This is a genomic window from Oceanicaulis alexandrii DSM 11625 (assembly GCF_000420265.1).
Classification (GTDB): Bacteria; Pseudomonadota; Alphaproteobacteria; order Caulobacterales; family Maricaulaceae; genus Oceanicaulis; species Oceanicaulis alexandrii.
In genome coordinates this window covers 616,849-640,003 of sequence record NZ_ATUP01000001.1, presented here as the reverse complement: position 1 = coordinate 640,003, position 23,155 = coordinate 616,849, and the positions used below count along the sequence as shown (strand labels likewise).

The 23,155-nt window shown below is 62.2% G+C and carries 22 protein-coding genes and 1 other RNA gene; 12 read left to right on the top strand and 11 right to left on the bottom strand.

The window, feature by feature from the left end; genetic code table 11:
- The first annotated feature begins 232 nt into the window (after nt 1-232).
- Complete coding sequence (locus G405_RS0103200; protein ID WP_022700058.1) at nt 233-592, top strand: RusA family crossover junction endodeoxyribonuclease; 360 nt, start codon at nt 233-235, stop codon at nt 590-592.
- A gap of 54 nt (nt 593-646) precedes the next feature.
- Here G405_RS0103200 and G405_RS0103195 read toward each other — a convergent pair whose 3' ends face one another.
- The 6 genes from G405_RS0103195 to G405_RS0103170 form a co-directional block, all read right to left on the bottom strand.
- A complete protein-coding gene (locus G405_RS0103195; RefSeq protein ID WP_156861336.1) occupies nt 647-1,858 on the bottom strand; it encodes an alginate export family protein in 1,212 nt (403 codons plus the stop codon).
- Between the two features lie 178 nt (nt 1,859-2,036).
- The gene (locus tag G405_RS0103190) at nt 2,037-2,690 is read right to left on the bottom strand and encodes a hypothetical protein (RefSeq protein WP_022700056.1); all 654 of its coding nucleotides are present in this window, start codon (nt 2,688-2,690) and stop codon (nt 2,037-2,039) included.
- A 185-nt stretch (nt 2,691-2,875) separates the two neighbouring features.
- The gene (locus G405_RS0103185) at nt 2,876-4,549 is read right to left on the bottom strand and encodes a methyl-accepting chemotaxis protein (RefSeq protein WP_022700055.1); all 1,674 of its coding nucleotides are present in this window, start codon (nt 4,547-4,549) and stop codon (nt 2,876-2,878) included.
- A 121-nt stretch (nt 4,550-4,670) separates the two neighbouring features.
- Nucleotides 4,671-5,882 carry an MFS transporter gene (locus G405_RS0103180; protein ID WP_022700054.1) on the bottom strand — a complete coding sequence of 404 codons (1,212 nt, stop codon included), beginning with the start codon at nt 5,880-5,882 and terminating at the stop codon, nt 4,671-4,673.
- Nucleotides 5,875-6,318 carry a PaaI family thioesterase gene (locus G405_RS0103175; protein WP_022700053.1) on the bottom strand — a complete coding sequence of 148 codons (444 nt, stop codon included), beginning with the start codon at nt 6,316-6,318 and terminating at the stop codon, nt 5,875-5,877. Before G405_RS0103175 ends, G405_RS0103180 begins: the two co-directional genes overlap by 8 nt.
- On the bottom strand, nt 6,315-6,923 hold the full coding sequence (locus tag G405_RS0103170; protein ID WP_233345980.1) for an SspB family protein: 609 nt from the start codon (nt 6,921-6,923) through the stop codon (nt 6,315-6,317). Before G405_RS0103170 ends, G405_RS0103175 begins: the two co-directional genes overlap by 4 nt.
- A gap of 362 nt (nt 6,924-7,285) precedes the next feature.
- Here G405_RS0103170 and G405_RS14840 point away from each other — a divergent pair, with 362 nt between their 5' ends.
- A complete protein-coding gene (locus G405_RS14840; protein WP_169447487.1) occupies nt 7,286-8,794 on the top strand; it encodes an ATP-binding protein in 1,509 nt (502 codons plus the stop codon).
- Here the strand turns inward: G405_RS14840 and G405_RS14835 are convergent.
- The 3 genes from G405_RS14835 to G405_RS16325 form a co-directional block, all read right to left on the bottom strand.
- Nucleotides 8,791-10,221, bottom strand: coding sequence for a methyl-accepting chemotaxis protein (locus G405_RS14835; protein WP_022700050.1), 1,431 nt, complete (start codon nt 10,219-10,221; stop codon nt 8,791-8,793). The genes G405_RS14840 and G405_RS14835 overlap by 4 nt on opposite strands.
- Before the next feature lie 139 nt (nt 10,222-10,360).
- Nucleotides 10,361-10,718, bottom strand: a transfer-messenger RNA (tmRNA) gene (ssrA, locus tag G405_RS16740).
- Between the two features lie 24 nt (nt 10,719-10,742).
- Nucleotides 10,743-11,477 (bottom strand): DUF6624 domain-containing protein, encoded by a 735-nt coding sequence (locus G405_RS16325; protein WP_022700049.1) that lies wholly within the window; start codon nt 11,475-11,477, stop codon nt 10,743-10,745.
- Between the two features lie 111 nt (nt 11,478-11,588).
- On the opposite strand from G405_RS16325, the gene G405_RS14825 reads away from it, so the two are divergent.
- On the top strand, nt 11,589-11,921 hold the full coding sequence (locus tag G405_RS14825) for a PadR family transcriptional regulator (RefSeq protein ID WP_022700048.1): 333 nt from the start codon (nt 11,589-11,591) through the stop codon (nt 11,919-11,921).
- Nucleotides 11,918-12,505, top strand: a complete 588-nt coding sequence (locus G405_RS0103145) for a DUF1700 domain-containing protein (protein WP_022700047.1) — start codon at nt 11,918-11,920, stop codon at nt 12,503-12,505. Before G405_RS14825 ends, G405_RS0103145 begins: the two co-directional genes overlap by 4 nt.
- Here G405_RS0103145 and G405_RS0103140 read toward each other — a convergent pair.
- Entirely contained in the window at nt 12,489-12,866 is a 378-nt protein-coding gene (locus tag G405_RS0103140) for a VOC family protein (protein ID WP_022700046.1), read from the bottom strand. The genes G405_RS0103145 and G405_RS0103140 overlap by 17 nt on opposite strands.
- A 92-nt stretch (nt 12,867-12,958) precedes the next feature.
- A complete protein-coding gene (locus G405_RS0103135; protein ID WP_022700045.1) occupies nt 12,959-15,214 on the bottom strand; it encodes a heavy metal translocating P-type ATPase in 2,256 nt (751 codons plus the stop codon).
- Between the two features lie 188 nt (nt 15,215-15,402).
- Between G405_RS0103135 and G405_RS0103130 the strand changes: the two genes are divergently transcribed.
- The 8 genes from G405_RS0103130 to ilvC all read left to right on the top strand — a co-directional run bounded on the left by G405_RS0103130 (nt 15,403) and on the right by ilvC (nt 23,092).
- Nucleotides 15,403-16,215: a thymidylate synthase gene (locus G405_RS0103130; RefSeq protein WP_040705162.1), complete on the top strand. Its 813-nt coding sequence runs from the start codon at nt 15,403-15,405 to the stop codon at nt 16,213-16,215.
- 2 nt (nt 16,216-16,217) lie between these two features.
- Nucleotides 16,218-16,910, top strand: a complete 693-nt coding sequence (locus G405_RS0103125; protein ID WP_084683392.1) for a TIGR02391 family protein — start codon at nt 16,218-16,220, stop codon at nt 16,908-16,910.
- Nucleotides 16,907-17,428 carry a dihydrofolate reductase gene (locus G405_RS0103120; RefSeq protein WP_022700042.1) on the top strand — a complete coding sequence of 174 codons (522 nt, stop codon included), beginning with the start codon at nt 16,907-16,909 and terminating at the stop codon, nt 17,426-17,428. Before G405_RS0103125 ends, G405_RS0103120 begins: the two co-directional genes overlap by 4 nt.
- Before the next feature lie 102 nt (nt 17,429-17,530).
- Complete coding sequence (gene hflK / locus G405_RS0103115) at nt 17,531-18,697, top strand: FtsH protease activity modulator HflK (RefSeq protein WP_022700041.1); 1,167 nt, start codon at nt 17,531-17,533, stop codon at nt 18,695-18,697.
- A 3-nt stretch (nt 18,698-18,700) separates the two neighbouring features.
- Complete coding sequence (gene hflC / locus G405_RS0103110; RefSeq protein WP_022700040.1) at nt 18,701-19,582, top strand: protease modulator HflC; 882 nt, start codon at nt 18,701-18,703, stop codon at nt 19,580-19,582.
- Nucleotides 19,583-19,742: 160 nt separating this feature from the next.
- Nucleotides 19,743-21,149 (top strand): Do family serine endopeptidase, encoded by a 1,407-nt coding sequence (locus tag G405_RS0103105; RefSeq protein WP_233345979.1) that lies wholly within the window; start codon nt 19,743-19,745, stop codon nt 21,147-21,149.
- 9 nt (nt 21,150-21,158) lie between these two features.
- Nucleotides 21,159-22,103, top strand: a complete 945-nt coding sequence (gene miaA / locus G405_RS0103100; RefSeq protein WP_022700038.1) for a tRNA (adenosine(37)-N6)-dimethylallyltransferase MiaA — start codon at nt 21,159-21,161, stop codon at nt 22,101-22,103.
- On the top strand, nt 22,103-23,092 hold the full coding sequence (gene ilvC, locus G405_RS0103095; RefSeq protein ID WP_028284491.1) for a ketol-acid reductoisomerase: 990 nt from the start codon (nt 22,103-22,105) through the stop codon (nt 23,090-23,092). Before miaA ends, ilvC begins: the two co-directional genes overlap by 1 nt.
- The last annotated feature ends 63 nt before the right edge of the window (nt 23,093-23,155 follow it).

Sequence of the window (23,155 nt, the reverse complement as noted above, 5' to 3'; positions counted from 1 at the left end):
CGTCAAATCTGCACCTCAATGGCGGCCTGAGACCTCTCTGAGCGACGCCCTCTTAATGTCAGACCGCGTCCAGGTGTAAGATCCCTGCTGACGATGTCAGCCTCAAAGGACGCCTGAAGATGCTTGGCGCCCGGCGAATCGTCATACGCATCGTGCGATAAGATCCCGAGACTCGCTTCTTGTCCTCACCGCGGGACCCTTGGGATCAGACGACAGGATTGGGAGAGGGAACGTGCAAGCATCCGCCACTGAAGGCTCGCTGAATGTGCGCGTGGACGCGCTGACCTCGCAGTCAGCCAAGTTCAAGGATCTGATCGCCGCGTATTTCCGCACCGAGTTCAAGCGTGTGGGCCCCAAATACGGCGCGTTCGAAATCGTGATCGAGATCGAGCATAACGCTGACAGCCCTGTTCACGATGTGGACGCTGTGGCCCGGGCCGTCGTCGAGGCGTTGACCGGCATCGTGTTTCACGATGACAGCCAGGTTCAGCGCCTGCATGTGGAAAAGGTTCTGGGCGAGCGCGTCCGGGTGAAAGTGCGGGCCCGGCCAGTCGCCGCGTTGACGCAGGACATGCATGCAGACGCCGCCTGAACGAAAAACGCCAGGGCCGAAGCCCTGGCGTTTCTGACTGCGTGTTTGGGCCGCCTAGAATTTATAGCCCAGCGTGACCCAGTATTTGGTCTTGTCCGCAGGGGCGTAGCTGGCGTCCGGGCCGTCATAATCGGCCATTTCAAACGAGAGGCTGACATCATTGGCGAAGCTCAGCCGCAGATAGGCGTCCAGCTCTTCACCCAGATCATTGCCGGTGTTTTCAGAGCTGAAATCCCGCCAGATCAGGCCCGCGCGCCAGCCTTCGATGGCTGAAGACTCCACGCTGGCGCCATAGCTGACCTCCACGTTGAAATCTTCCAGCCCGTCCGCGGGGGACGAGCGGCCTCCGCCATGGAACACGTCAGCCCAGCCGGCTGTGCCGTGATTGCCGGCCAGCGGATTGGCGAAGGCAAACGTGCCATCGCCGGTGATCACGTCATAGCCCAGAGCGAAGCGTGCGCCGCCCCGTGTGAACGCGACGCCGCTGTCGATCAGCGTATTGTCATAACTGGCGGTGGCGGAGCCGGAATCGGTCTGCGTTGCGACCATCAGATCATAGCTGACGCCGAACTCGCCGATCTCGGTCGAACCCGTCAGCCGTGCGCCAAACGTTGTGTTGGAGAGGTTTTCACGACCCGTTTCTTCGATATCGATCAGATAGACAAATCCCGCAAGTTTCAGGGCAGGACTGACCGCAAAGCTCGCATTCAGGAGATGAGAGCTCATATCCCAGTTGAAGTCTGTGCCGGGACCGCGATTGAGTTGCCATGAATAGACGTAAGTCGCTTCCAGGGCGCCGCGCTCAAAATTGACCACCGCAGCATCATAGGAGTTCTTGTCCTGACGCCAGCCGGGCGAGCCGATGATGCGGTTGCCGTCAAAACCGATATATTGCCGCCCCACAGTGAAAGACCAGGCTTCGTCCGGGCTGAACGTCAGCTGGGCGCGGTTGAGCTCGGTGAAGTCGGGATCGTTGATCGTGGCGAACTGGGGACGCGGATCCAGACTGGTGTTCCGGTCATCACCGGAGAGTGTGATGTTGTTCTCGGCTTCTGCGAGGAAGGTGAACCGGTCATCCGCGGGTTTGAACCGTACGCCAACCCGGCTGCGCAAGGTGAGGGAGTCCGCATCCAGCTTGCCGGTCTGTTCCACTGTTTCGTAGCGAGTGCGGAAATCACCGAAGACTTCGGCGGATTGAGCCAGGGCGGCTTGCGGGACTAGAGCCACGCCTGCGCCAAGCAGCAGGGAGAGTTGAGAAGATTTCATGTCCAGCCCCATCGGTCGAAAACTAAAAAATATTCGGCTGCCCGGTTCTGAGCGGCCTGTGTCTGGGGCTATTAAGAATAAAAATACTTCAATTTTGGTTAGTCAGGTGTTCAGGACAAATGCTGGTCCCTGCCTCCACTTGAAATTGGCTCTCTGGCAGAGGGCTTGAGGGGCAAGCTTACTCGACGGCCTGCACTGCGCGGAGGCGAGGGCGTGCTGATTTGAGCGCGCCGTAGATCAGTCCAAGGACCGCGAGCACGGCCAGACTGTTGATGATCCAGGACAGGATGCGCAGGCGCCCGGCCATGGCGGATGAAACAGCGGGGGCGGCGGCGAGGGCCTCATTGATGTCAGTGATTTGCGCCCGCATCTGGGTATCGAGCCGGGTCATCGCCAAGACCTGATCCTGAACGGCCGAGGTTGAGCGGTCCGTATCAAGCCGTGCGGCTTGCAGGGTCAGGCTGCGAATGGCGGGCAGAGCCTGCTCCAGCGCGTCGAGCGGCGCTTGAAGGTTTGAGCGCGGCGTCGCCAGAGCGCTCATGGCGTCCACGCCAACCTCATACTCTTCAAGATTGATCAGTACGGCCTGCATCCGCAATTGGGACGGCGCACTGATCATCGCATGGGCGTCCCGCATCAAAGAGCTGAGCTCCTTATCAAGCGTCGCGGCGGCGTAGATGCGTTCGGTATTCAGCCGTGACTGGGTTTCAAACTGCCGAATGGACGCGCCGATCAGGATGCTGATCACAGCGTAGGTCAGCAGGAGCAGCAGGGCCAGGCTTGGCAGCGCCTTGCCAACCAGAGGAGAGGGAGCAGACGTCAAGGCAGGCATGGCGGGGCCTCCGTTGAGATGCGCGCCTCGCGTTATCCGAGAATGCGCAATCAGAATTCCCCTAAATTGGCGCCAGCTCTATTAATGCACCCTTTAGCGTGTGTCTTGGTCTTCAGATTGGGGAGGGCGGAGACAAAAAAAGAGGGCGCCGGAGCGCCCCCTTTGCTGACCGTATTTGAGATGCGTTACGAAGCGCGCATCAGCTGCACGAAGCTTTCGAACTCTTCTTTCCAGGCCTCATGCCGGTCCGCCATTTCCTGGGCGGCGGAGAGCACGGATTTGGAAATCTGGTCGGTCTGATGGGTGAACTCCACCACTTTGGCGACGCTGGAGGCGGCGTCGCTGGAGCCTGAATCCGCACGCTGTGCAGATTCGGCGATTTCGGTGGTGGCCACGCGTTGCTGATCGATGGCGGCTGCGCAGCTGGTCGCCAGCTCGCCCAGCTGACGCACGGCCTGCAAGGTGCGGTCCGTGGACGCCGCCGTCTTTTCAGACGCGGACTGAATGGCGTTGATCTGAGCGGAGATCTGCTGGGTTGCGCTGCTGGTCTGCTCGGCCAGTTCCTTGACCTCGCTGGCCACAACCGCAAACCCTTTACCGGCTTCGCCGGCGCGCGCGGCTTCGATGGTGGCGTTGAGCGCCAGAAGATTGGTCTGGTCCGCAATGGTCTCGATCAGCGTGACGATCTCGCCAATGGCCTGGGCCGCTTCAGAGAGCTGGGTCACCACGGTTGAACTTTGCTCGGTTTCCGTGCTCGCCTCATTGGACAGCTCGCTGGTGCGCGTGACCTGTTCGGAGACTTCGCGGATCGAGGCCGCCAGCTCTTCTGAAGCTGCGGCGACGGCCTGAATGCCGGACGCCGCTGCGCCAGACGCGGTTTGCGCGTCACGTGACAGGCCGGACGCTTCGCTGGACGAGCTTTGCATTTGCGAGGCGGAGGAGGACAATTGCTGGGAGGCGGCCATCACCGAGCTCAGCAATTCTGTGGAGCTGGTCTCAAAGCGCAGCACCGCCTCTTCAATATCTTTCTGGCGCTGCAGGCGCTGGGACGCCTCGCTGGCCTGGTTGGCGTGGACCTGGTCGGCATTGCTCAACGCCTCCTGCAAGGTGGCGAGCGCTCGTCCGAGATCACCAAACACATCCTTGCGTGAAGTCTCCTGAATCTTCATGTCGCGTTCGCCGTCCGCCAGCTTGCCGACGAGCGACTGGATCGAGCTGACCGAGCGGCGAATGCTGCCGCCGATAATCTGGGTCATCGCCATCAGGCCCGCAGCCGTCAGGATCAGGGCGATCAGGCTGACCCATTGCGCTACAGACGCCATTTGGTCGCGGCTGGCCCAGGCGGCGTCCAGCAGCTCGCGCTCACCATCCCGAACGATCTCGATATTGGTGTCCATCCGGTCGTCATAGACAGCGAGTTCATCAATGAAACGCTGCATCTCGACGTCGGTATAAGTCGCGATGTTGGCTGCGGCGCCCTGGATCAGCGCGTTCAGACCCGGCACATCCGCGCGGATCGCGGCGAGCGCGGAGCGGAATTCAGGCTTGGTGACGATGGCTTCCACATCCGTCAGCGCGATCTCGAAATCGGTGAGGTTGCCCAGCGCTGCGTCCCGGCGATCAGCCGTGGGCGAGCTGGCCATCAGATAGGTGTCGCGCAGGAGCGAGGTGAGATCTTTTTCGAGACCGCTCGCCGCGACCAGGTTTTCAGTGGCTTGGGTCGCGCGGTTATCCGCCTGCTGGCTGAACACGCCCATCAGGAAGTTCGCGCCCACATAACTTAGCATCAGGATAATGGACGCCCCCGCGATCATGCGCAGACGCGTCGTCATGGAGAACTGATCAAGCTGTTGGATCATAGGGGCCCCCTGGCTGGCTATGGGATTGCGCGACTTGTTCACAACCCTGGCGTTTGGGCCGCAATCCTTAACCATGCTTAGCAATGACCGCGTTAATATATGTTTGCACAAGAGGGCTGCTTTACTTGCGGCCGCCGGCGATTTTCACGGCGTCGTCTTGCGATCTGAGGCTGAGCATCGCCCAGACGCCAATGATGGGGCCAAGAGCCAGCGGCCAGAAGGCGAACCGCCATCCCGTGAAGTCGGCCCAGACAGGCAGAAGCTGAACCGTGACAAGGGTCAGGGCGAAGCCCAGAGCGGTTTGCAAGGTCAGAATGGAGCCCGCCTTGTCCGGGGGCGCCAGTTCGGCGGCGGCGGCGGAAAATTGCGCGGAATCCGCTATCACCGTCACGCCGTAAATCACAAGCAGGCCAATCATCAGCGCGGCAGGGCCTGACCAGGCCCAGGCGCTGAGCAGGGCGCAACCGCCGCTGAGCGCCATAGCGACGCTTGTCACCAGGGTGCGCCCGACCCGATCTGCGAGCCAGCCTGCTCCCAAGGCGCCCAGCGCCCCTGCCGCAACGATGATGAAAGTGGTCACGGGTGCTGAAAACGCTGAAGAGACGACGGTCTGTTCGGACCAGATGGTGAGAAAGACGCCCACCCAGGCCCAGAACGCATAGAGCTCCCACATATGGCCCAGATAGCCCAGATTGACGCGCGCCAGCGCCGGGTCCGTGAGGCTAAGCTTGATGGCGCGAGGGTCAAATCGCGCTGCGCGTTTGAAGGCCGGTCCCGCCCGCGCGGTCAGGATCAAAGCGGCGCTGGCGAGCGCGGCCAGCCCTGACAGGGCGAAGGGCGCGCGCCATCCCAGGCTTTCGGTGACCACAGGCGCCAGATGCGGGCTGGCTGACCCCAGCGTCAATGCGCCGACCAGCAGCCCGATCAACAGCCCGGTATCGCCCTTGGCCCAGCTGGCGGCGAGTTTCATGCCCACAGGATAGACGAAGGCGAGCGCCGCGCCCGCGCCCAGTCGTGTCAAAGGCATCAGAAGAGAGCCTGGCTCCAGCAGCACGGCCGCCCAGCTCATCAAGGCGGCGACGCCCGCGCCCGCCGCAAAGACATGACGGGCGTCATAGCGGTCCGCCACGCCCAGAACGGCGCTGGTCAGCGCCCCGAGCACGAAGCCAAGCTGGACCGCGCTTGAGAGGGCGGCGCCGGCGAACGGGGTCAGAGCGCCGGTGTCTTGCAAGCCGGGGAGGGCGGCGGCGCCGGCGAACCAGACGGACAACGCCAGCACCTGAGACAGGGCGATCAGCGCCAGGTGACGCGGCTTGCCCGACAGGTCAGCCATGCTTGAACGGGCGCAGCGCGGTTGTCGCCGACGCGGTAGCGCACAGCACGCCTTCAGAATTCCAAAGCCAGCCTTCAGTGAAGGCGACGCTGGAGCCCAGCCGGACGATCTGACCGCGGGCGCGCGCCCGGTCCGTCATCAAAGGCCGTAAGAAGCTGGTTTTCATTTCCAGGGTCGGCACGGCGATCTTCAGATCGCCAGCGATGAAGGCCGACAAACTCATGGCCTCGTCCAGAAAGCCTGTGACGATGCCGCCCTGAACAGAGCCGTTAGGGTTGAGAAAGTCCGGCCGGGCTTCAAACCAGGCTTCGACCCAATGTGCTTCCGGGTCGAGATCAATCAGCGAGAAGCCGAAATGCCTTGTGACCGCAGGCAAATGAGCGGGGTCAGAGAATAGCGCCGTCAGCTCGTCCCGACGCGATCGGGACGCGCTCACTCTTTATTCCGGAAGGCTTCAAGGCTGACCACGGTGCCCTCGTGAAATTCATCCTCGCCAGAACCGTCGCCCGGCGTATCGCCGGGAGCGGGGGTGGCGTAATCAAAATGAAGACGAAAGCCGACGCTGGGATCATGAAAGCGCGTCACTGCACGCCAGGGAACCTTGAGGTATTTCGGAACGCCGCCGAACTTCAGCGTGACTTCAAACCCGACGTCATCAATTTCCAGGTCCCAGAACTGATGCTCCAGGACAATGGTCATCTCTTCGGGGTAGGCGCTGGCCAGAGATTCATCGATATCGCAGCCTGGATCGGTGGTGCGGAAGGTGATGTAAAAATGGTGGGCCCCCGGGAGGCCGTCGCCTGCCGCCCGTTCAAGAGACTTTCGAACCACATCGCGCAAAGCATCCTGTGCGAGCCGTTCATATTGCATCAGGTCTTTCGTCACCTGCATCGCCCTTTCCCAGCCGCGGCAATCAGTCACGAAGGGTACTTGTTCCCAGCGGTGCGTCAATCGGTCGTGGCGGTCGGACACACCTGTGCCTCGCCGGCTGCAAGTCATTTGAAACTCGGCGACCAGCGCGTGTTCATGGCGCTTGATCACCTGAGTAGGATTTTCGAAACCAAACCCTAAGGTCTTTGGTATACTGTGCTCCCATTATCAGCACCGTCGAGACCCGGGACGGGACGGGATGGTGGGGGAGACTGTGGATGCGAGCTGTTCTGCGAGCTGTTTATAGGCGCTATTGGCCGTCGCCTGATGCGAATGACCCTCTCAGCGTAGCGTCTGCGCGTGTTCTGTCCGTCTTCAGCGTGCTCGGCGGGCTCAGCTGCTTGGCGGTCAACGTCATCAATCTGCATTTTCTTCCAGACTTCGCTTTTGAAATACTGACCGGTTTTGCTGTGTCCTTCCTCATTCTCGCAGGGCCGTACCTGATTAACGGCCGGCCGCACTATCAAATGCGGATGCGCGTTGTCGGCGTGACGTTCGTGGCGTTTCTGGGCTTGCTGTCGCTACTGAATGGCGAGTTGATAAATGTCAGCAATCTGGGCCTGGTGCCGGCGGTGTTAACGGTCTGCCTGGTGCTGGGCGTGATGGACGGTCTGATGATCGCCCTGTTCAGCATCGGCGTTTACACAGCCACCTATTTCATGACCCGGTTGGGCGGAGACGCCGGACTGTCGCTGGATACGCTTTATGCCGGTCTGGTTCTGTCCCAGGTGTTCGTCTTTCTGTCAGCGGGCTTTTTCCGCGCCAGCATGATGACAGCTGTGGCTGCGCTTGAGGCTGAGAAGGTCAAGGCGGAGCAAGCGAACCAGGCGAAATCCCATTTCCTGGCCAATATGAGCCATGAAATTCGGACGCCGCTCAATGGCGTTCTCGGCATGACAGCGGTTCTGGCGCTATCAAAGCTGGATGATCGTCAGCGAAAGGCGGTGGAGGTGATCCGCACGTCAGGCGATCATTTGCTCTCAACGCTCAATGACATACTCGATCTGGCCAAGATCGATGCGGGTCAGATGGATGTTGAAACCGTGGAATTCACCCTGGGTGAAGTCGCTGAGCAGATTGAGTCGCTGTACGCGCCCCAGGCTGAAGAGTCCGGTCTCAGCTTCTCCCTGCGCTATGAAAATGGCGTCAGCGCTCAGAGCCTGCGGGTCGGAGACCCGACGCGTCTGAGCCAAATTGTCCATAATCTTGTTTCGAACGCCATCAAGTTCACCCGCAAAGGGGGCGTGCGCCTGATTTTCACTGAGGACAAGGCCGCCGAAGAACTGATCCTGAGGGTGCGTGACACCGGCTGCGGAATGACGGCGGCGCAGCTCGATCGCGTCTTCATGCCGTTCACCCAGGCGGATGCATCGACGTCGCGCGAATATGGCGGCACCGGTCTGGGCCTGTCGATCGTCAAGCGTCTGCTGGAAATCATGAAAGGGCGCATTGATGTCGAAAGCGAGCCCGATGTCGGCACGCTGTTCACCGTGTATTTGCCGTTCCGGTCGGTGAAGTCAGAAGACGACCAGGATCTCGGCAATACAGAGTGCGAATGCTGCGGCGTCATTCCTGAGGGGTTGAAAGTGCTGGTGGTCGACGATTGCGAGACCAATCAGGCCGTTGCAGCGGGATTGCTGCGCGCCTGTGATGTTGAAGTGGTTCTGGCTGACAGTGGAGAGGCCGCGCTGAAGCAATGCCAGCAGGATGATTTTGATCTGGTTTTGCTGGATATCCGCATGCCGGGACGGGATGGCGTGCAAGTGTTTGGCGACCTGAAATCGGCGCGCCGTGACGATGGCCGCTCCATGCCGCCGGTGATCGCCATGACCGCCAATATCATGGCCCATCAGGTGGAAGGCTATATCGAGGCCGGCTTCACCGACACTCTGGCCAAGCCCTTGCGCCAGGACGTGTTGATACAGGCGATATCTGATGCGTTGGCGGCGCAATGCGCGGCCTTGCCCGCCCGGTCCGCCTAGCTGTCTGAAGCAATCCGGTACGCCAGCCGCAGCCCGCCCCAGTGCCGCCCCGCGATGTAAATGGGCGCGCTGAGATCCTTCATCATGACAAAACGACCGGCGCCCATATCTCTGCGATAGGTCTGCAGCAGAACGGTTTTGGTGTTCTGGCCGGCGCGTAGGCCGACTCGATCATTGAAGATCCGGCGGTTGCGGCAATTGGCGGCGTTCCAGTCCGGATCCCGGCTCTGGGGCTGGGAGAACTTCTGATTATGGGTGGGCAGATAGCCGTTCCGGTCCACAGCCGCGCAAAACACGATGTCAGGATGCTGGCTGGCGACACGTTCCTGTATGGGCGGTAGCAGGCGGTCAGTCAGAGCCGTGAAACGGGTCATGACTTGCTGCGGATTGGTGCCTTCAATCGGCGTGTAGACCTCGTCAAACAGGTCTTCCAGCTGAATGTCTCCGGTCGCCAAGGCGTTCTCGAACGCCGCCATGATTTCATCTCTGGCCGATTGAACCATGCCGATGAAGACGCCATCGCGTGTCTGTGCGCCATCAAGCGCGGCCTGTACGACCATGGCGTCGGCGTCATCCACGGTCTGGCTGATCTGGGCCGCAGACTGGTCAAGCTGGTCGGAGGACGTGCTGACGACGCTGCTGAGTGTCTGAACCTGTTCGGTCAGGTGTTCTGTGCGTTGCTGGATTTCGCCTGCGTCGCGCGCCGCCTCAACACTGGAGCGGGACATGCCGCTGATCGCGTCGGACATGCCTTGGACCAGCGTGCTGAGATGTCCGGTGGACTGGCTGACTTCATCCCCGGCCTTGGCGGCGGTTTCGCCCAGATTGACGAGCGTATCGCCTTCGCCCCGGATTTCGGTGAGCAGACCCTGAATGGTCAGTGTGGCGTTTGCGGTTTCACTGGCCAGCGCTTTCACCTCGCCGGCCACAATGGCGAAGCCGCGACCGGCTTCGCCCGCACGGGCGGCCTCGATGGTGGCGTTCAGCGCCAGCAAATTGGTCTGGCTGGCGATGCGTTCGATCGTGTTGGACATGTCGCCCACACGATTGAGCGCATCCAGCAGCACGCCGACCTGGCCCTGCATTGCGCCGACGGTTTTGACCAGGGTGGCGATGTCCTGACCTGTTTGCCCCAGCGCCGTATCTGCATCGGTCATGGCGGTCGCGGCGCTTTGCGAATGCGCTTGCGTCTGTTGGGTGACGGCCAGGATGGACCGGCTCTGGTCAAGCGTCGCGCGGGCGTCTTGATCGAGTGCGGCGAACGCCTCTTTCAGGCTCAGGATGGTGCGGGACGTCTCGTCAATGACCCCCGATACATCGGCCATGGATACGCCAAACGCGGAGAGCGCTTCAGATCCGGTGGGGTCCGGTTGATCTGAAGCGGCTTGGTGTTCGGAAGCGGCGGCGGGATCAGGCCGTGTAGACATGCCGGTTCCAGTGCAGAACGAATCTGGGATCACAGCATCGGCGCGTGAATATTAATAAAACCTTCAGTCGCGCGCTCGGTCGCGACATGCAGCCCCCTCCTTTAGTCGTAGATGCGGGGCGCTGGAGCTGATGAGGGAAAGTGGAGGCTTCTGTTGCCAGGCGCCTCCGAACCCCGCCTAACCTTGCTAGAGATTAGGACTTAAGTGCGAGATACCCGCGCTGCTATGCAGCGAGAGCGACCTCTTCAGCATAGTTGTCGTTGGCAACTACTATATATGGGCTGGTAACGAAGCCCATTCGGGCGAAAGCCACGTCTTTAGCCATCCGTCGATCCTATTCGGCCCCATGCTCGCCGCCCAACGTGCGGAGGAAGATTTGGTGGAGCCGCCGGGATTCGCACCCGGGTCCGGTCTAGTTATTACACGCGCGTTTATCGCCATAGTCCGCCGGAGCGAACAAACATAATATAGGCGACGCACGCGCCCCGTTAAAGGGGCGGGCGCATTGAAGGCGCCCCTGCTTATCCGCCGCCGGGAAGAGTGCTGCAATCTGGCAGCAGCTCGATGTAATGCGCCAAGGGAGGCAGTCCGACCTCGGCGCGACGCTGGTCCACGACAGGTTCCGGGTCCGCCAAGGGCGTTTGCAAGCGTTGCTCGCCATCGGCGCACTCAAACTGCGAACCATAAGGCTGCGGCGCTCCATCCATCACGGCCAGACGGTCGGTCAGCAAGGCGTAATTGTCGGGCGCAACCTCTCCAGTCACGGTCAGTCGTGCGAAACGGGCATGAACATCCCGCATGAACTCCGGATCGTGTGTGGCGTGCTGTACGATCAGGAAGGCGTCATTGTCGGCTTGTTCGCCATAGTCTGAACGGGTGAACCAGTCGATATCCACAAGGCGGGCCTTCAACCAGGTCGCATTGTCCCGATCTATGCCGTTCATGTGTCGTATCAGACGCAGCCAGGTCAGCGTGGCCTCATTCGGGCCTGCGCCAGGGGTCTCGAGCAAGTCCAGCATCAGCATGCGAACACGCTGATCGCGTTCCGTGCGTTGTCGCAGGATCTCCAGCGTGGCGTCCGGTGTTATGGCTCTGAGATTGGACGCCAGAGCGCGATCCTCTTCGAGATAGGCGTCAAACATATCGTCAGCGCTGGGAGGGTTTGAGTCTCCGGGGTCGGCCTGCGCCGAACATGCGCCCAGAAGCGCACTCAGCCCGATCAGGAAGGCGAGGGTGGTGTGTGAAAACGAGCTCATACCAGTCTCCTGAGTTATTATCGTTACAACAATACCTCGAAAACAAAGGTATTCAAGTTTTCGATTTAAGTGGTATCCGGTCATGGACGGAAACGGGAATTGCGGGGTGCGATGACAGACGCTGAAGCGAAGCTGGACCGACAAATGCGCAAGGGTTTGCTGGGTGTGGCGGCCTTGTCTGCGCTGGCGAACGCGCCCCAGCATGGCTACGCGCTTGCGCAAACCCTGCACGCGCTGTTTGGCGCGTCTGTTCCTGAAGGCACGCTCTACCCCTTGCTCTCCGGATTTGAAGAGGAGGGTTGGGTCGGTACGGAATGGGACACCACGCGCCCGGGACCCGCGCGCAAGGTTTATCGCATTACGGAGAGCGGACGCGAGGCGCTGCAGCGCTTCAGGGCGCGCTTCGAGCTGCTGGCTGGCGCGATCAAGGAGGGTTTTTCATGAAACTGGCTCGCATTCACGATCTTGCCGACAAAACGGCGCGAGAGCATGCACAAGCGTGGTTTGACCGCTTTGAGGCGGCCTATGCGGGAGAGTCGGCAGCGCGAAAGACCGCGCGGGACCTGTTGGAGACCCATCTGATTGAGGCGCTCCACGACGATGCGAGCGCTAGCGTGCGGCAGGTGGATGAAGCCCTGGCGCGTCTCGGCGCCCCTGAGGAAATTGCCGCGGAGTGGAGCGGCGCTTCACTGGTATCGTCGCAGAATGGCGCACGCCAGAAGATCGCCAGACTGGCTGGCAGCCTGGCGCGCGGCGTATCGATTGTCATAGGGCTTTTGATGCTGGCGGCGGCCTTCGCACGTTTGAGCGATCCGGCCTCTGTCGGCCTTTTCCAGCTTGCAGACGGTTCATGGCTCGTCGGCACCGTGAATGGTCAGGACGTGTCAAAAGACGTGCTGGGAGGTTGGACCGTTCCGGTCGCCCTGTTCCTGGCGCTGGCTTTCCTGATAGGGGCCAGCGCCAGGTCGGGTGTCTGGAGCGCCATTACGGGATGGCGCAAACGCGGGAATGTCAGCCCATTTTCATGATGAAGGCGTTGAGCTTGTTGCCGTCCAGATCGCGAAAATAGGCGGCGTAAAAGCTGTCGCCGCGCCAGCCCGGCTCACCTTCGCAGGTTCCGCCCAGTTCCAGCGCAGTCTTGTAGATCTCATCCACATGGGCTTCGTCACGAGCCGCCAGCGCGACCATGACGCCATTGCCGACACTGGCCGGTTCGCCGTTGAACGGCTTGGTCAGCCCGATCCCGGCGCCGCCGTCAGGTTTGCCCCAGGCGATGAAATTGCCCGGATCCTCCATCATGCGCGGCGTGTCGAGCAGCTCCGCGATGCGGTCGTAAAACGCCGCTGCTTTCTCAAGATCATTCGTTCCGACAGTCACATAACCAATCATAGTGCGTTCCCCATTTGTTCGGACCGACAATGAACCATGCCGCCCAGGTCGCGGCAAGTGAAATTCCGGTCAGATCCGTGGAAACCCTAGGCTCAGGCCTTGAAGCCGCGCAGCCTCAAGGCATTGGTGAGCACGCATACGCTGGAGGCCGCCATGGCGGCGGCGGCGAAGATCGGCGACAGCGACCAGCCGAAGACGGGCGTGAACACGCCCGCCGCCACCGGGATCAGCAGTGCGTTATAGCCAAACGCCCAGACCAGATTCTGCTTGATATTGTTCAGGGTCGCCCGGCTCAGCCCCAGGGCTGCGGCCACTCTGGCGGGATCGTCGCGCATCAGGACGACGTCCGCGCTTTCCACGGCGATGTCAGAGCCTGATCCCATGGCGACGCCCACATCGGCCTCGGCGAGGGCGGCGGCGTCATTAATGCCGTCGCCGATAAAGGCGATCGGGCCGTAGGCTTTGCGCAGGGATGCGACGGCCTGGTATTTCTCATCTGGCGGCGTTTCGGCGCGGATATCTTCAATCCCGAGCGCCTGTCCAACCGCATGCGCCGGCGCCTCGCCATCACCGGTGATCATGGCGATTTTGACGCCCTGACGGCGTAAGGCCTCAAGAGCTTCAAAAGCGCCGGAGCGGATCGGGTCGGAGACGCCGAAGACGGCTTGAACCTGGGTGTCCCGCGCGAGGATGATCACTGTGACGCCGGACTCATCGAGCGCCTTGATGGCGGGCGCCAGCGGATCGAGATCCACGCCGAGCCGCGTCATATAGCGTTTGGAGCCCAGCGCGACGCTTTGATCGTCCAGAACAGCTGTCACGCCGAACCCGGCTTCGGCGCGCCAGTCGTTCAGCGCAGGCAGGGAGATCGCACGCTCATCTGCGGCTTTGAGGACGGCGCGGGCGATCGGGTGCTCGCTCTTGTGTTCCAGTGCGGCGGCGAGCGCGAGCGCGTCGTCTTCGCCCAGATCGCCGCTTGTATGGATCGCGGTCAGCGCCGGGCGGCCCTCGGTCAGGGTGCCGGTCTTGTCAAAGGCGGCGACGCGGATGCCTGCGAGCGATTGCAACGCTTCGCCCTGGCGGAACAGCACGCCCAGTTCGGCGCCGCGGCCCGCGCCCACCATGATCGAGGTGGGCGTCGCCAGCCCCATGGCGCACGGGCAGGCGATGATCAGCACGGCGACGGCTTTCACCAGCGCCTCACTCACCCCCGCATCCGGGGCCAGTATCAGCCAGACGAAAAAGGTGATCAGAGCGATGGCGATCACGGCGGGCACGAAAACCCCTGTCACCCGGTCGACCAAGGACTGGATCGGCAGTTTGGCGCCCTGGGCGTGTTCGACCATGGCGATGATCTGGCTCAGCACCGTATCCGCGCCTGTCCGTTCGGTGCGGATGGTCAGCGCGCCATTGGTGTTCATCGAACCGCCGACGACAGCGTCACCTTCTGATTTGAGCACCGGAACCGGCTCGCCCGTCAGCATAGATTCATCCACATAGGACTGGCCGTCCGCCACTGTCCCATCTACGGGCAGGCGCTCGCCGGGGCGCACATGAACCTGATCGCCGGGGATGATCGCGTCCAGCGTAAGCTCGACGATCTCGCCGTCACGCTCCACCCGCGCGGTTTGCGGACGCAGGCCGATCAGCTTGCGGATGGCGGCGCTGGTGCGGCCCCTGGCGCGCGCTTCCATATACCGGCCCGCCAGGATCAAGGTGGTGATCATCGCGGCGGCTTCGAAATAAATGTGGCGCGCCTCAACCGGGAACAGCTCGGGCGCCACAAGAACCAAAGTGGAATAGGCCCAGGCCGCGCCAGCGCCCAAAGCCACCAGCGCATTCATTTCCGGCGCCAGCCGGAACAGGGCCTGGCCGCCCAGCGTGAAGAAGCGGCGACCGGGGAAGGCCAGCACCAGCGTCGTCAGCACGAACTGGATTGACCAGCTCAGCGTCTGGCCCAGCGTGTTCATGATGAAATGATGGAAGGCCGGGATCATATGCCCGCCCATTTCCAGCACGAAGACCGGCAGGGTCAGAACGGCTGCGAGGATCAGCTGGCGTTTGAGATCTGCGCGCTCGCGCGCCTTGTCTGCTTCCTCGCGGGCGGCGCGATCCGGCGCGGGCTCATAGCGCTCCGCCTCAAAGCCGACGCTCTGCACCGCTGCGATCAGCCTGGCTTCATCCAGATCCGCACCTGTGACCTGCGCCCGGGAGGTCGCAAAATTGATGTTGGCGCGCTCGACGCCGTCGCTCTTGGACAGCGCGGTCTCGACCTTGCGCACACAGCCCGCACAGGTCAGGCCGGAGAGAGACAGGGTGAGTGTAGAGGGCGCAGCGGTCTGGGTCATGGCGTTGAGATCGGCCCTGAGCGGGTCATATGCAAGTGTCTGACGGTGCGAAACAGATGCGGTTTATCCGCGCAAGACCGGATGATGGATGCGCCGCTGGCCTTTTCCGAATCGTCAGCGAGGTTAAACTCACTCACGATATTTGATCTCAGGAGGCCGCCATGGCGCTCGCCGAAACTCCGACGCCGATGATCGGCTCCCCCATCGAGCGCGCTTATCTCGACTTGCTGCACGAGATCATGGAGACGGGTGAAGACCAGACCGACCGCACCGGCACCGGCACGCGTGGCGTGTTCGGCCGCCAGATCCGCTGTGACCTCGCCGACGGCTTCCCGCTGCTGACCACCAAGAAGGTCCATTTCAAATCCATCGCGGTGGAGCTGTTGTGGTTCATCAAGGGCATCACCAACGTCAAATGGCTGCAAGAGCGCGGCGTCAGCATCTGGGATGAATGGGCGGACGAGAACGGCGAGCTCGGCCCCGTCTACGGCAAGCAATGGCGCCGCTGGGAAGGGCCGAACGGCGAGGAGATCGACCAGCTGGCCGCCCTGATCGACCAGATCAAGCAAAGCCCTGACAGCCGCCGTCATGTGATCAGCGCCTGGAACCCCGCCGACGTGCCGTCCATGGCGCTGCCGCCCTGTCATACGCTGTTCCAGTTCAAGGTGCTGGGCGGACGCTTGCACCTGCAGCTCTATCAGCGCAGCGCGGACATGTTCCTCGGGGTGCCGTTCAACATCGCCAGCTATGCGCTGTTGCTCGCCATGGTCGCGCAAGCCACCGGCTATGAGCCGGGCGAGTACGTGCACACCTTTGGCGACGCGCACATTTATTCCAACCATTTCGACCAGGTGCGCGAACAGCTGTCGCGCACCCCGCGCGCCTTGCCGTCGCTGACGCTCAACCCGGACGTGACCGATCTGTTCGCGTTCGAGTACGAAGACATCACGATCGAGGGCTATGATCCCCATGCGCGCATTTCCGCGCCGGTGGCGGTGTAGGCATGGATAGCCGAGCACTTAGAGTACATTACGGACGCTTACTTGGTTTGCGGTCTGCGATAGATTCTCAGGACGAAATAAATATTGAAGGTGTGATGGGAGTTTCCGTGCTGGCAGTGCTCAAAGCGTTGCTAGACATGGGCGTTGATGAGCTAAAAGATTTGCTTGATATACCTGAAGTTGCCGCAGCTAGTAACTATGACTATATTTCTAAGGCTCAGACTATGCTGGCGGTTGAGCAAGCTATCGCCATTTTAGAGTATGGTTATGGTGTAAAGGAGCAGGTAGTTGAGCTGGGGAGCCTCTACAACTCAATCAAAGACCCACAGCTTCGCGATCGGTGTGCGGACTTACTGGCTTCAAACTCAAAGTTTGACCGTGTAATCAATCAGGCAACTTTAGTTTTAGAAGATAGAATTCGAAAAAAGGTTGGAGGGTCAGATTTGACGGGTACGCGGCTCGCCAACCAGTTTATCAAATCTGATGCGACATCTTCGCCCATAGTCTTCTCTACCGATGGGGACGAGCAGAAGGGATATGCGGATTTGGTGCGGGGTGTGTTTCTAGCTCTTAGGAATGGCACCCATCACCAAATTTCGGACGAGTTCAGTCGGGAAGATGCATTCGCCATCTGTGCATTTATCGACAGACTTCTTCGTCTTTTAGAGGTCGCCTCCTTTCGGAAAGACATATGACCCACATCAAGCTCGCCATTGTTGTCGCGGTCGCCAGAAACGGCGTCATCGGGCGCGCGGGCGATCTGCCCTGGCGCATCCCCTCTGATCTCAAACGGTTCAAGCAGGTGACCTTGGGCAAGCCGGTGGTGATGGGGCGCAAGACCTGGGATAGCTTGCCGCGCAAGCCTTTGCCGGGGCGGGCGAATTTCGTGATCAGCCGGTCGATGACGGCTGCGGCGGGCGCCTATGTGTTCGCCGATGTCGACGCGTGCCTCGATGAAGCGCGCGCCGCGGCTGTGGATGCGGGAACCGATGAGGTCTGCCTGATCGGCGGGGCGCAGCTTTACGCCGACCTGCTGCCGCGCGTGGACCGTATCTATCTCACTGAGGTGGATCTGGAGCCTGAGGGCGACGCGCATTTTCCAAAGCTTGATCAGGCGGACTGGCGTGAAATCAGCGCTGAACGCGTCGAGGCGTCCGACACAGACGATGCCGGGTTCACCCTGAGGGTGCTCGATCGCAAGCGGACGGTTTAGCGCAGCACCCTGATACCGGTTTTACTTGAACCGGAGCGTGTGACCGGCCACATACTGGTATACCTAAGAACCCAAAAAACCACTTAACCAGCGGGGAGATCCATGCCCTGGAACGACAATGCAGGCGGCGGCGGCCCATGGGGCTCCGGCGGCGGCGGTCAGAATAACAATAACAACAACCCCTGGGGCCGCGGCCCCAACGGGCCGGGCCGTGGCCCGTCCGGCGGGGGTCAGGAGCCTGACCTTGAGGAATTGGTGCGCCGGTTCCAGCAATGGCTCGGCGGCAAGGGTCCGCGCGGCGGTGGCCGTGGCGGCTCTGGAAAAGGCGGTTCAGGCGGCGGCCTGGTCGGCGTGGTGGCGGGGCTGATCGCCATCGGCGTCATCACCGCAGCGTCCGTCTATCAGGTCGGTCCGGGTGAAGCGGGCGTGGTGCAGCGCTTTGGCGAATACGTGCGCACGACCGGCGCCGGTCTTCGCATCAAGCTGCCCTATCCGATCGAAACGGTTGAAACCGTCAACGTCACCGAGATCCGCTCCGTGACGATCGGTTCGACGCCGCAAGAAGCGCTGATGGTCACCCGCGATGAAAACATCGTGGACCTGTCCTTCACCGTTCAGTGGCAAGTCGATCCGACCCGGGTTCGGGACTTTGTCTTCAACGTTCGTGACCAGGCCTCCATGGTTCGCGCGGTGTCTGAAAGCGCCATGCGTGAAGTGGTGGGCACCTCCGACCTGCAGCCGATCATCGGTACGGGTCGTGGCGAAGTGGCTCAGCGCGCTGAAGAGATCATTCAGGACACGCTCGACCTGTATGAGTCCGGCATTCAGCTCGTGGGTCTGCAATTGCAGGAATCCGCGCCGCCTGAAGAGGTGATTGCAGCCTTCCAGGACGTGATCAGCGCCGAGCAGGACGCCGAGGCCATTGCTCTGCAAGCCACAGCCTACGCCAACCGCGTTGTTCCTGAAGCCCGCGGCGACGCCGTACGGCTTCTGGAAGAATCGCGCGGCTATCGTGACCAGGTGGTCGCCGAGGCCCAGGGTCAGGCGGACCGCTTCAACTCGATCTACACCGAATACGCCCAGGCTCCGGCCGTGACGCGTGAGCGGATGTATCTTGAGACCATGGAACAGGTTCTGGGCCGGTCCGACCTGATCATTCTCGATCAGGACGGCGCTGCGAACGGGGCGGTTCCGTATCTGCCGCTCGATCAGCTGGGTCGGAACCGGGGCGACGTCAATCGCGCCGCAGGCTCAGGGCAGGGAGGTTAAATCATGAGATTTCTGACAATCGCCCTCGTGGTCATTCTGGGCGGTCTTCTGATCGCTGTGGCCACCGCCACCTATACGGTCGCCGAGACTCGCTCCGCCCTGGTGCTGCGTTTCGGTGATCCGGTTCGCGTCATCAACGATATCGGCGATGACGAAGCCGGGCTGCACTTCAAGCTGCCCTGGGAAGAGGTCCTGCTGTTTGACCGCCGCAATGTCGAGTTCGACATGCGTCCGCAACAACTGCAGGCCGGCGACCAGGAACGTCTCGAAGTGGACGCCTTCCTGCGCTACCGGATCGTCAATCCGCTGCGCTACTTCCAGACTGTTCGCAATGAGGCCGGCGCGAACGCCCGCCTTGGCTCGATCATGGAAGATGCGTTGCGCGCCGTGGTCGGCTCGATCTCCTCTCAGGACGTCATCTCCGGCCAGCGCGCCGAGCTGATGGATCGGGTGGAGCGTTCGGTGGACGCCGCCGTGACCCGCGCTGATCTCGGCATTGAGGTCATCGACGTGCGCATTCTGCGCGCCGATCTTCCCAATGAAGTGGAAGAGCGTGTGTTCTTGCGCATGCGGTCTGAACGTCAGCAGGAAGCCTCCCGCATCCGCGCTGAAGGTGAAGAGCGCTCGCGTGAGATTCGCGCCGCTGCGGATCGTGAAGCGACGGTTATTCTCGCCAACGCCCGCGCCGACGCGGATCGGATCCGCGGTGAGGGCGACGCCCAGCGGAACGCCATCTATGCGGCGGCTTACGGGCAGGACGAGGAGTTCTTCCGCTTCTATCGCTCCATGATCGCCTATGAGACGGCGCTGCGTGAAGGCACCCCCATCGTGATGGGGCCTGACAGCGCCTTCTTTGACTATTTCGGATCCCAGAGAGGCCGTTAACCGGTATTTCTGAGAGCGGAAACTGGACCGGCCGGGCGCAAAACGCCCGGCCGTTTCACTTTTTGGCGCTCAAACACAGGTCAGCGCTTGGCGGCGCCGGTGCGGCGCCGTTAAGACTCTTGGCCTGATTGAAAGACCAAACAGACAACGGGGAATGCCGATGCGCGTGCTTGGCGCTGTGATCTTTGCTCTGGCCCTTGCGGCGGTTTGCGCCGTCCAGGCCGCAGCCCAGCCCAATGAGGGCTTCGCCGATCTCAACGACCGGCTGAGCCCCGCCGTAGTCAATATCGCCACCGCCCAGCGGGTTGGCGATGAGGACGGCTCGCCCCTGTTTGCGCCAGGCACGCCGCTGGAACGCTATAATGATCTGTCGGGCAATCGCCTGCGCATGCAGCGCTCGCTCGGCTCAGGCTTCATCATCGACGAGGACGGCGTGGTGATCACCAATCACCACGTGATCGACGGCGCGGATGAAGTGGAGGTCGTCCTGCAAAACGGCCGCATTCTCTCTGCGACGGTTATCGGCAGCGATCCGGCCACTGACATCGCGGTGTTGCGCGTGCAGTCCGAGACACCCTTGCCCGTGGTCGCCTTTGGCGACAGCGAAGCGGCGCGCGTCGGCGAATGGGTGGTCGCGATCGGCAACCCGTTCGGCCTGGGCGGCTCGCTGACCGCTGGCGTGATCAGCGCGCGTGGCCGCGAGATCGGGGGGCGCTATGACGATTACCTGCAGACCGATGTGGCGATCAACCGGGGCAATTCCGGCGGGCCCTTGTTCAACATGGACGGCGATGTGATCGGCGTGAACACCGCGATCTTCTCGCCCACCGGCACGTCGGTCGGCATTTCGTTTTCCGTGCCGAGCGCCATCGCCGAACCGGTGATCAACCAGCTGATCGAGTATGGCGAGACTCGTCGGGGCTGGATCGGCGTCAACGTGCTGGAAGTCACCCGCGACATGGCTGAGGCGATGGGGCTGAACACGCCGCGCGGCGCTGTCCTGACCCGTATTGATCCCGAGGGCCCCGCCGCAGGCAGCGGGCTTCAAACCGGCGATGTGATCCTGGCCTTCAACGGCCGTCCTGTGGCCGACGACCGGGTGCTGCCGCGCATCGTGGCCGAGACAGAGCCGGGCTCCAGCGTGGAGGTGGAAGTGTTTCGCCGGGGCGAATCCCTGACCCTGGTGCTGGAGGTTGAACGCCTTGAGGAAGAGGGACGGCCCACCCCGCCCGTCGGCGCCGAGCTTGATGAAGACGGCGATGGCCGCGGCGATGTCCTGAATGGCGATCTGTTCGGCATGACGCTCGAGCCCATCACCGACGCGCTGCGCCGTCGCTATCGCATCAACGCGGACGCCAGCGGGCTTGTGGTCACGGCGGTGGACCCTGACAGCGACGCCGCCGGCAAGGTCCGTCCCGGCGATGTGGTGGAAGAGATCGCCTGGACCCCGGTGGAGAGCCTGGATCAGGCTCGCGATCTGGTCGCCCGGGCTGGCGAGGACGGCGCGCCCGTGCTGTTCAGCCTGAACCGGCAGGGTCAGTACGTGCTTGAAACCTTGCGCAGCTAGACCGCCTTGATGGCCGTCACGCCCGACATTCTCCTGCTGGCCGGTCCGACCGCGTCCGGAAAAAGCGCGCTGTCGCTTCATGCCGCACGGGCGCTGGATGGCGAGATCGTCAATGCGGATTCCATGCAGGTCTATGACGGGCTGAGCGTGATCACCGCGCGCCCCGAACCTCAGGAGATGGCGGGCGTGCCCCATCATCTGTTCGGCGTGATGGACCCAGGCGAGCGGTGCTCGGTCGGGGCGTGGGCGAAGCGGGCTGTCGACGCCGTGCGTGAGATCACCGGACGCGGCAAGCGCGCCGTGTTTGTCGGTGGCACAGGGCTATACTTCAAGGCGTTGGTGGAGGGTCTGGCGCCGACGCCGGAGGTGCCGCAAGCGATCAGCGACGAGGTTGCGGCGCTCTATGAGCGCGGCGGGCTGGAGGCTTTGCGCGCCGAAGCGGAGGCGCTTGACCCGGTGGGCGCAGCGCGGATCGAGGCGGGCGACCGGCAGCGCCTGATGCGCCTGATCGCCGTAGCGCGCGTCGCGGGACGCCCGCTGTCGGACATCCAGGCCGAGACGCGCCCGCTGATTGATCCCAGGCGCGCCGTCGGCGTGGTCATCGCCCCGGATCGCGAGGCGCTGTACGCCCGGATCGAGGCGCGCTTTGACCAGATGGTGGCCCATGGCGCGCTGGAAGAAGCCCGCGCCATCGCCGAGCGCCGCCTGTCGCCGGACCTGCCTGCGATGAAAGCGGTGGGCCTGCCGCCGCTCATCGCCCATGTTCAGGGGCGACTGGAACTCGATGAGGCCATTGATCTGGCCAAGCGCGACACGCGCCGCTACGCCAAACGTCAGTACACCTGGTTTTCCAACCAGCACCATGACTGGAAGCGCGTCCAATCCCTGGATCCGGTCACCGCGCGCGCCGAGCTGGACGACATTCTTCTCAAACCCTTTTTCGGAGCCGCATGATGGCTGAACCGTTGTATCAGGCTGATCTCGACCTCAGCGCTCTTGAGAGCGAGACCCTCGCCATTATCGGCTACGGCAATCACGGGCGTTCGCATGCGCTCAATCTGCGCGACATGGGCGCGCGCTCCATCCTGATCGCCTTGCGAGAGGGCTCGCCTTCGCGCGCCAAGGCCGAGGCGGACGGATTTGAAGTGGTGTCGATGGCGGAGGCCGCGCGGCGCGCGGATATGCTGTCGCTGCTGGCGGCGGACGAGGCGCATGGCGAGATCTGGCGCGAGCATATCGCGCCGCATTATCGCCCCGGCCTGACCTTGTTGCTCTGCCACGGGTTTTCCATTGAGTACAAGGTGATAGAGCCGCCTGCCGATATTGACGTCGTGCTGGCCGCGGCCAAGGGGCCGGGCGGCGCGGTGCGATCGAGCTTTGAAAAGGGCGGCTCCCTGATCGGGTTCTGGGCGGTGCATCAGGATTATACCGGTCAGGCCGAGGCGCGGGCGAAAGCGTATCTGGGCGGGCTGGGCTGCGGCCGGGCCGGGGTCTACGCCACGACCTTTGGCGAGGAGGCTCTGGCCGATATTCTGGGCGAGCAGGCGGTGCTGGTGGGCGGCATGTGCGCTCTGGCGCGCGAAGGGTATGAACAGCTGGTCGCCGCGGGGATCAGTCCGGTCATGGCCTATATCGACACCGTGCATGAGATCAAATACATCGCCGACCTGATCCAGAGCCGCGGCATCGCCGGCATGTGTGAAGCCATTTCAGACACCGCCGAATTTGGCGCGCACGAAGTGGAAGGCCCGATCCGTGATGCGGTGCGCCCCGTGTTTGAAGCCATCGTGAAGGATGTCACCGCCGGCGGCTTCGCCAAGCGCTGGGTGGCCGATTACGAGCAGGGACGGGCGGGTCTGAAAGCCATGCGCGCCAAAGCGGCCGAGCACGAGCTGGAAGAGACCGGGCGATTGATCCGCCGGGCTTCGAACTTTGGTGACTGAAGCGCTTAATCGAATTGATTGCGCCAACCGATTGCCAGCGGTGTAAAAAAGCGTATGCGTACC

Coding starts and splice junctions, on each gene's coding strand:
- G405_RS0103135 (WP_022700045.1), bottom strand. CDS start 15,214: ATGACCCAGACCGCTGCGCCCTCTACACTCACCCTGTCTCTCTCCGGC.
- G405_RS16325 (WP_022700049.1), bottom strand. CDS start 11,477: ATGAGCTCGTTTTCACACACCACCCTCGCCTTCCTGATCGGGCTGAGT.
- hflK (WP_022700041.1), top strand. CDS start 17,531: ATGCCCTGGAACGACAATGCAGGCGGCGGCGGCCCATGGGGCTCCGGC.
- G405_RS0103180 (WP_022700054.1), bottom strand. CDS start 5,882: ATGGCTGACCTGTCGGGCAAGCCGCGTCACCTGGCGCTGATCGCCCTG.
- hflC (WP_022700040.1), top strand. CDS start 18,701: ATGAGATTTCTGACAATCGCCCTCGTGGTCATTCTGGGCGGTCTTCTG.
- G405_RS0103120 (WP_022700042.1), top strand. CDS start 16,907: ATGACCCACATCAAGCTCGCCATTGTTGTCGCGGTCGCCAGAAACGGC.
- G405_RS0103140 (WP_022700046.1), bottom strand. CDS start 12,866: ATGATTGGTTATGTGACTGTCGGAACGAATGATCTTGAGAAAGCAGCG.
- G405_RS0103105 (WP_233345979.1), top strand. CDS start 19,743: ATGCGCGTGCTTGGCGCTGTGATCTTTGCTCTGGCCCTTGCGGCGGTT.
- G405_RS14835 (WP_022700050.1), bottom strand. CDS start 10,221: ATGTCTACACGGCCTGATCCCGCCGCCGCTTCCGAACACCAAGCCGCT.
- G405_RS0103145 (WP_022700047.1), top strand. CDS start 11,918: ATGAAACTGGCTCGCATTCACGATCTTGCCGACAAAACGGCGCGAGAG.
- G405_RS0103125 (WP_084683392.1), top strand. CDS start 16,218: ATGGATAGCCGAGCACTTAGAGTACATTACGGACGCTTACTTGGTTTG.
- G405_RS0103185 (WP_022700055.1), bottom strand. CDS start 4,549: ATGATCCAACAGCTTGATCAGTTCTCCATGACGACGCGTCTGCGCATG.
- G405_RS14825 (WP_022700048.1), top strand. CDS start 11,589: ATGACAGACGCTGAAGCGAAGCTGGACCGACAAATGCGCAAGGGTTTG.
- G405_RS14840 (WP_169447487.1), top strand. CDS start 7,286: ATGCGCGTTGTCGGCGTGACGTTCGTGGCGTTTCTGGGCTTGCTGTCG.
- miaA (WP_022700038.1), top strand. CDS start 21,159: ATGGCCGTCACGCCCGACATTCTCCTGCTGGCCGGTCCGACCGCGTCC.
- G405_RS0103190 (WP_022700056.1), bottom strand. CDS start 2,690: ATGCCTGCCTTGACGTCTGCTCCCTCTCCTCTGGTTGGCAAGGCGCTG.
- ilvC (WP_028284491.1), top strand. CDS start 22,103: ATGGCTGAACCGTTGTATCAGGCTGATCTCGACCTCAGCGCTCTTGAG.
- G405_RS0103130 (WP_040705162.1), top strand. CDS start 15,403: ATGATCGGCTCCCCCATCGAGCGCGCTTATCTCGACTTGCTGCACGAG.
- G405_RS0103195 (WP_156861336.1), bottom strand. CDS start 1,858: ATGAAATCTTCTCAACTCTCCCTGCTGCTTGGCGCAGGCGTGGCTCTA.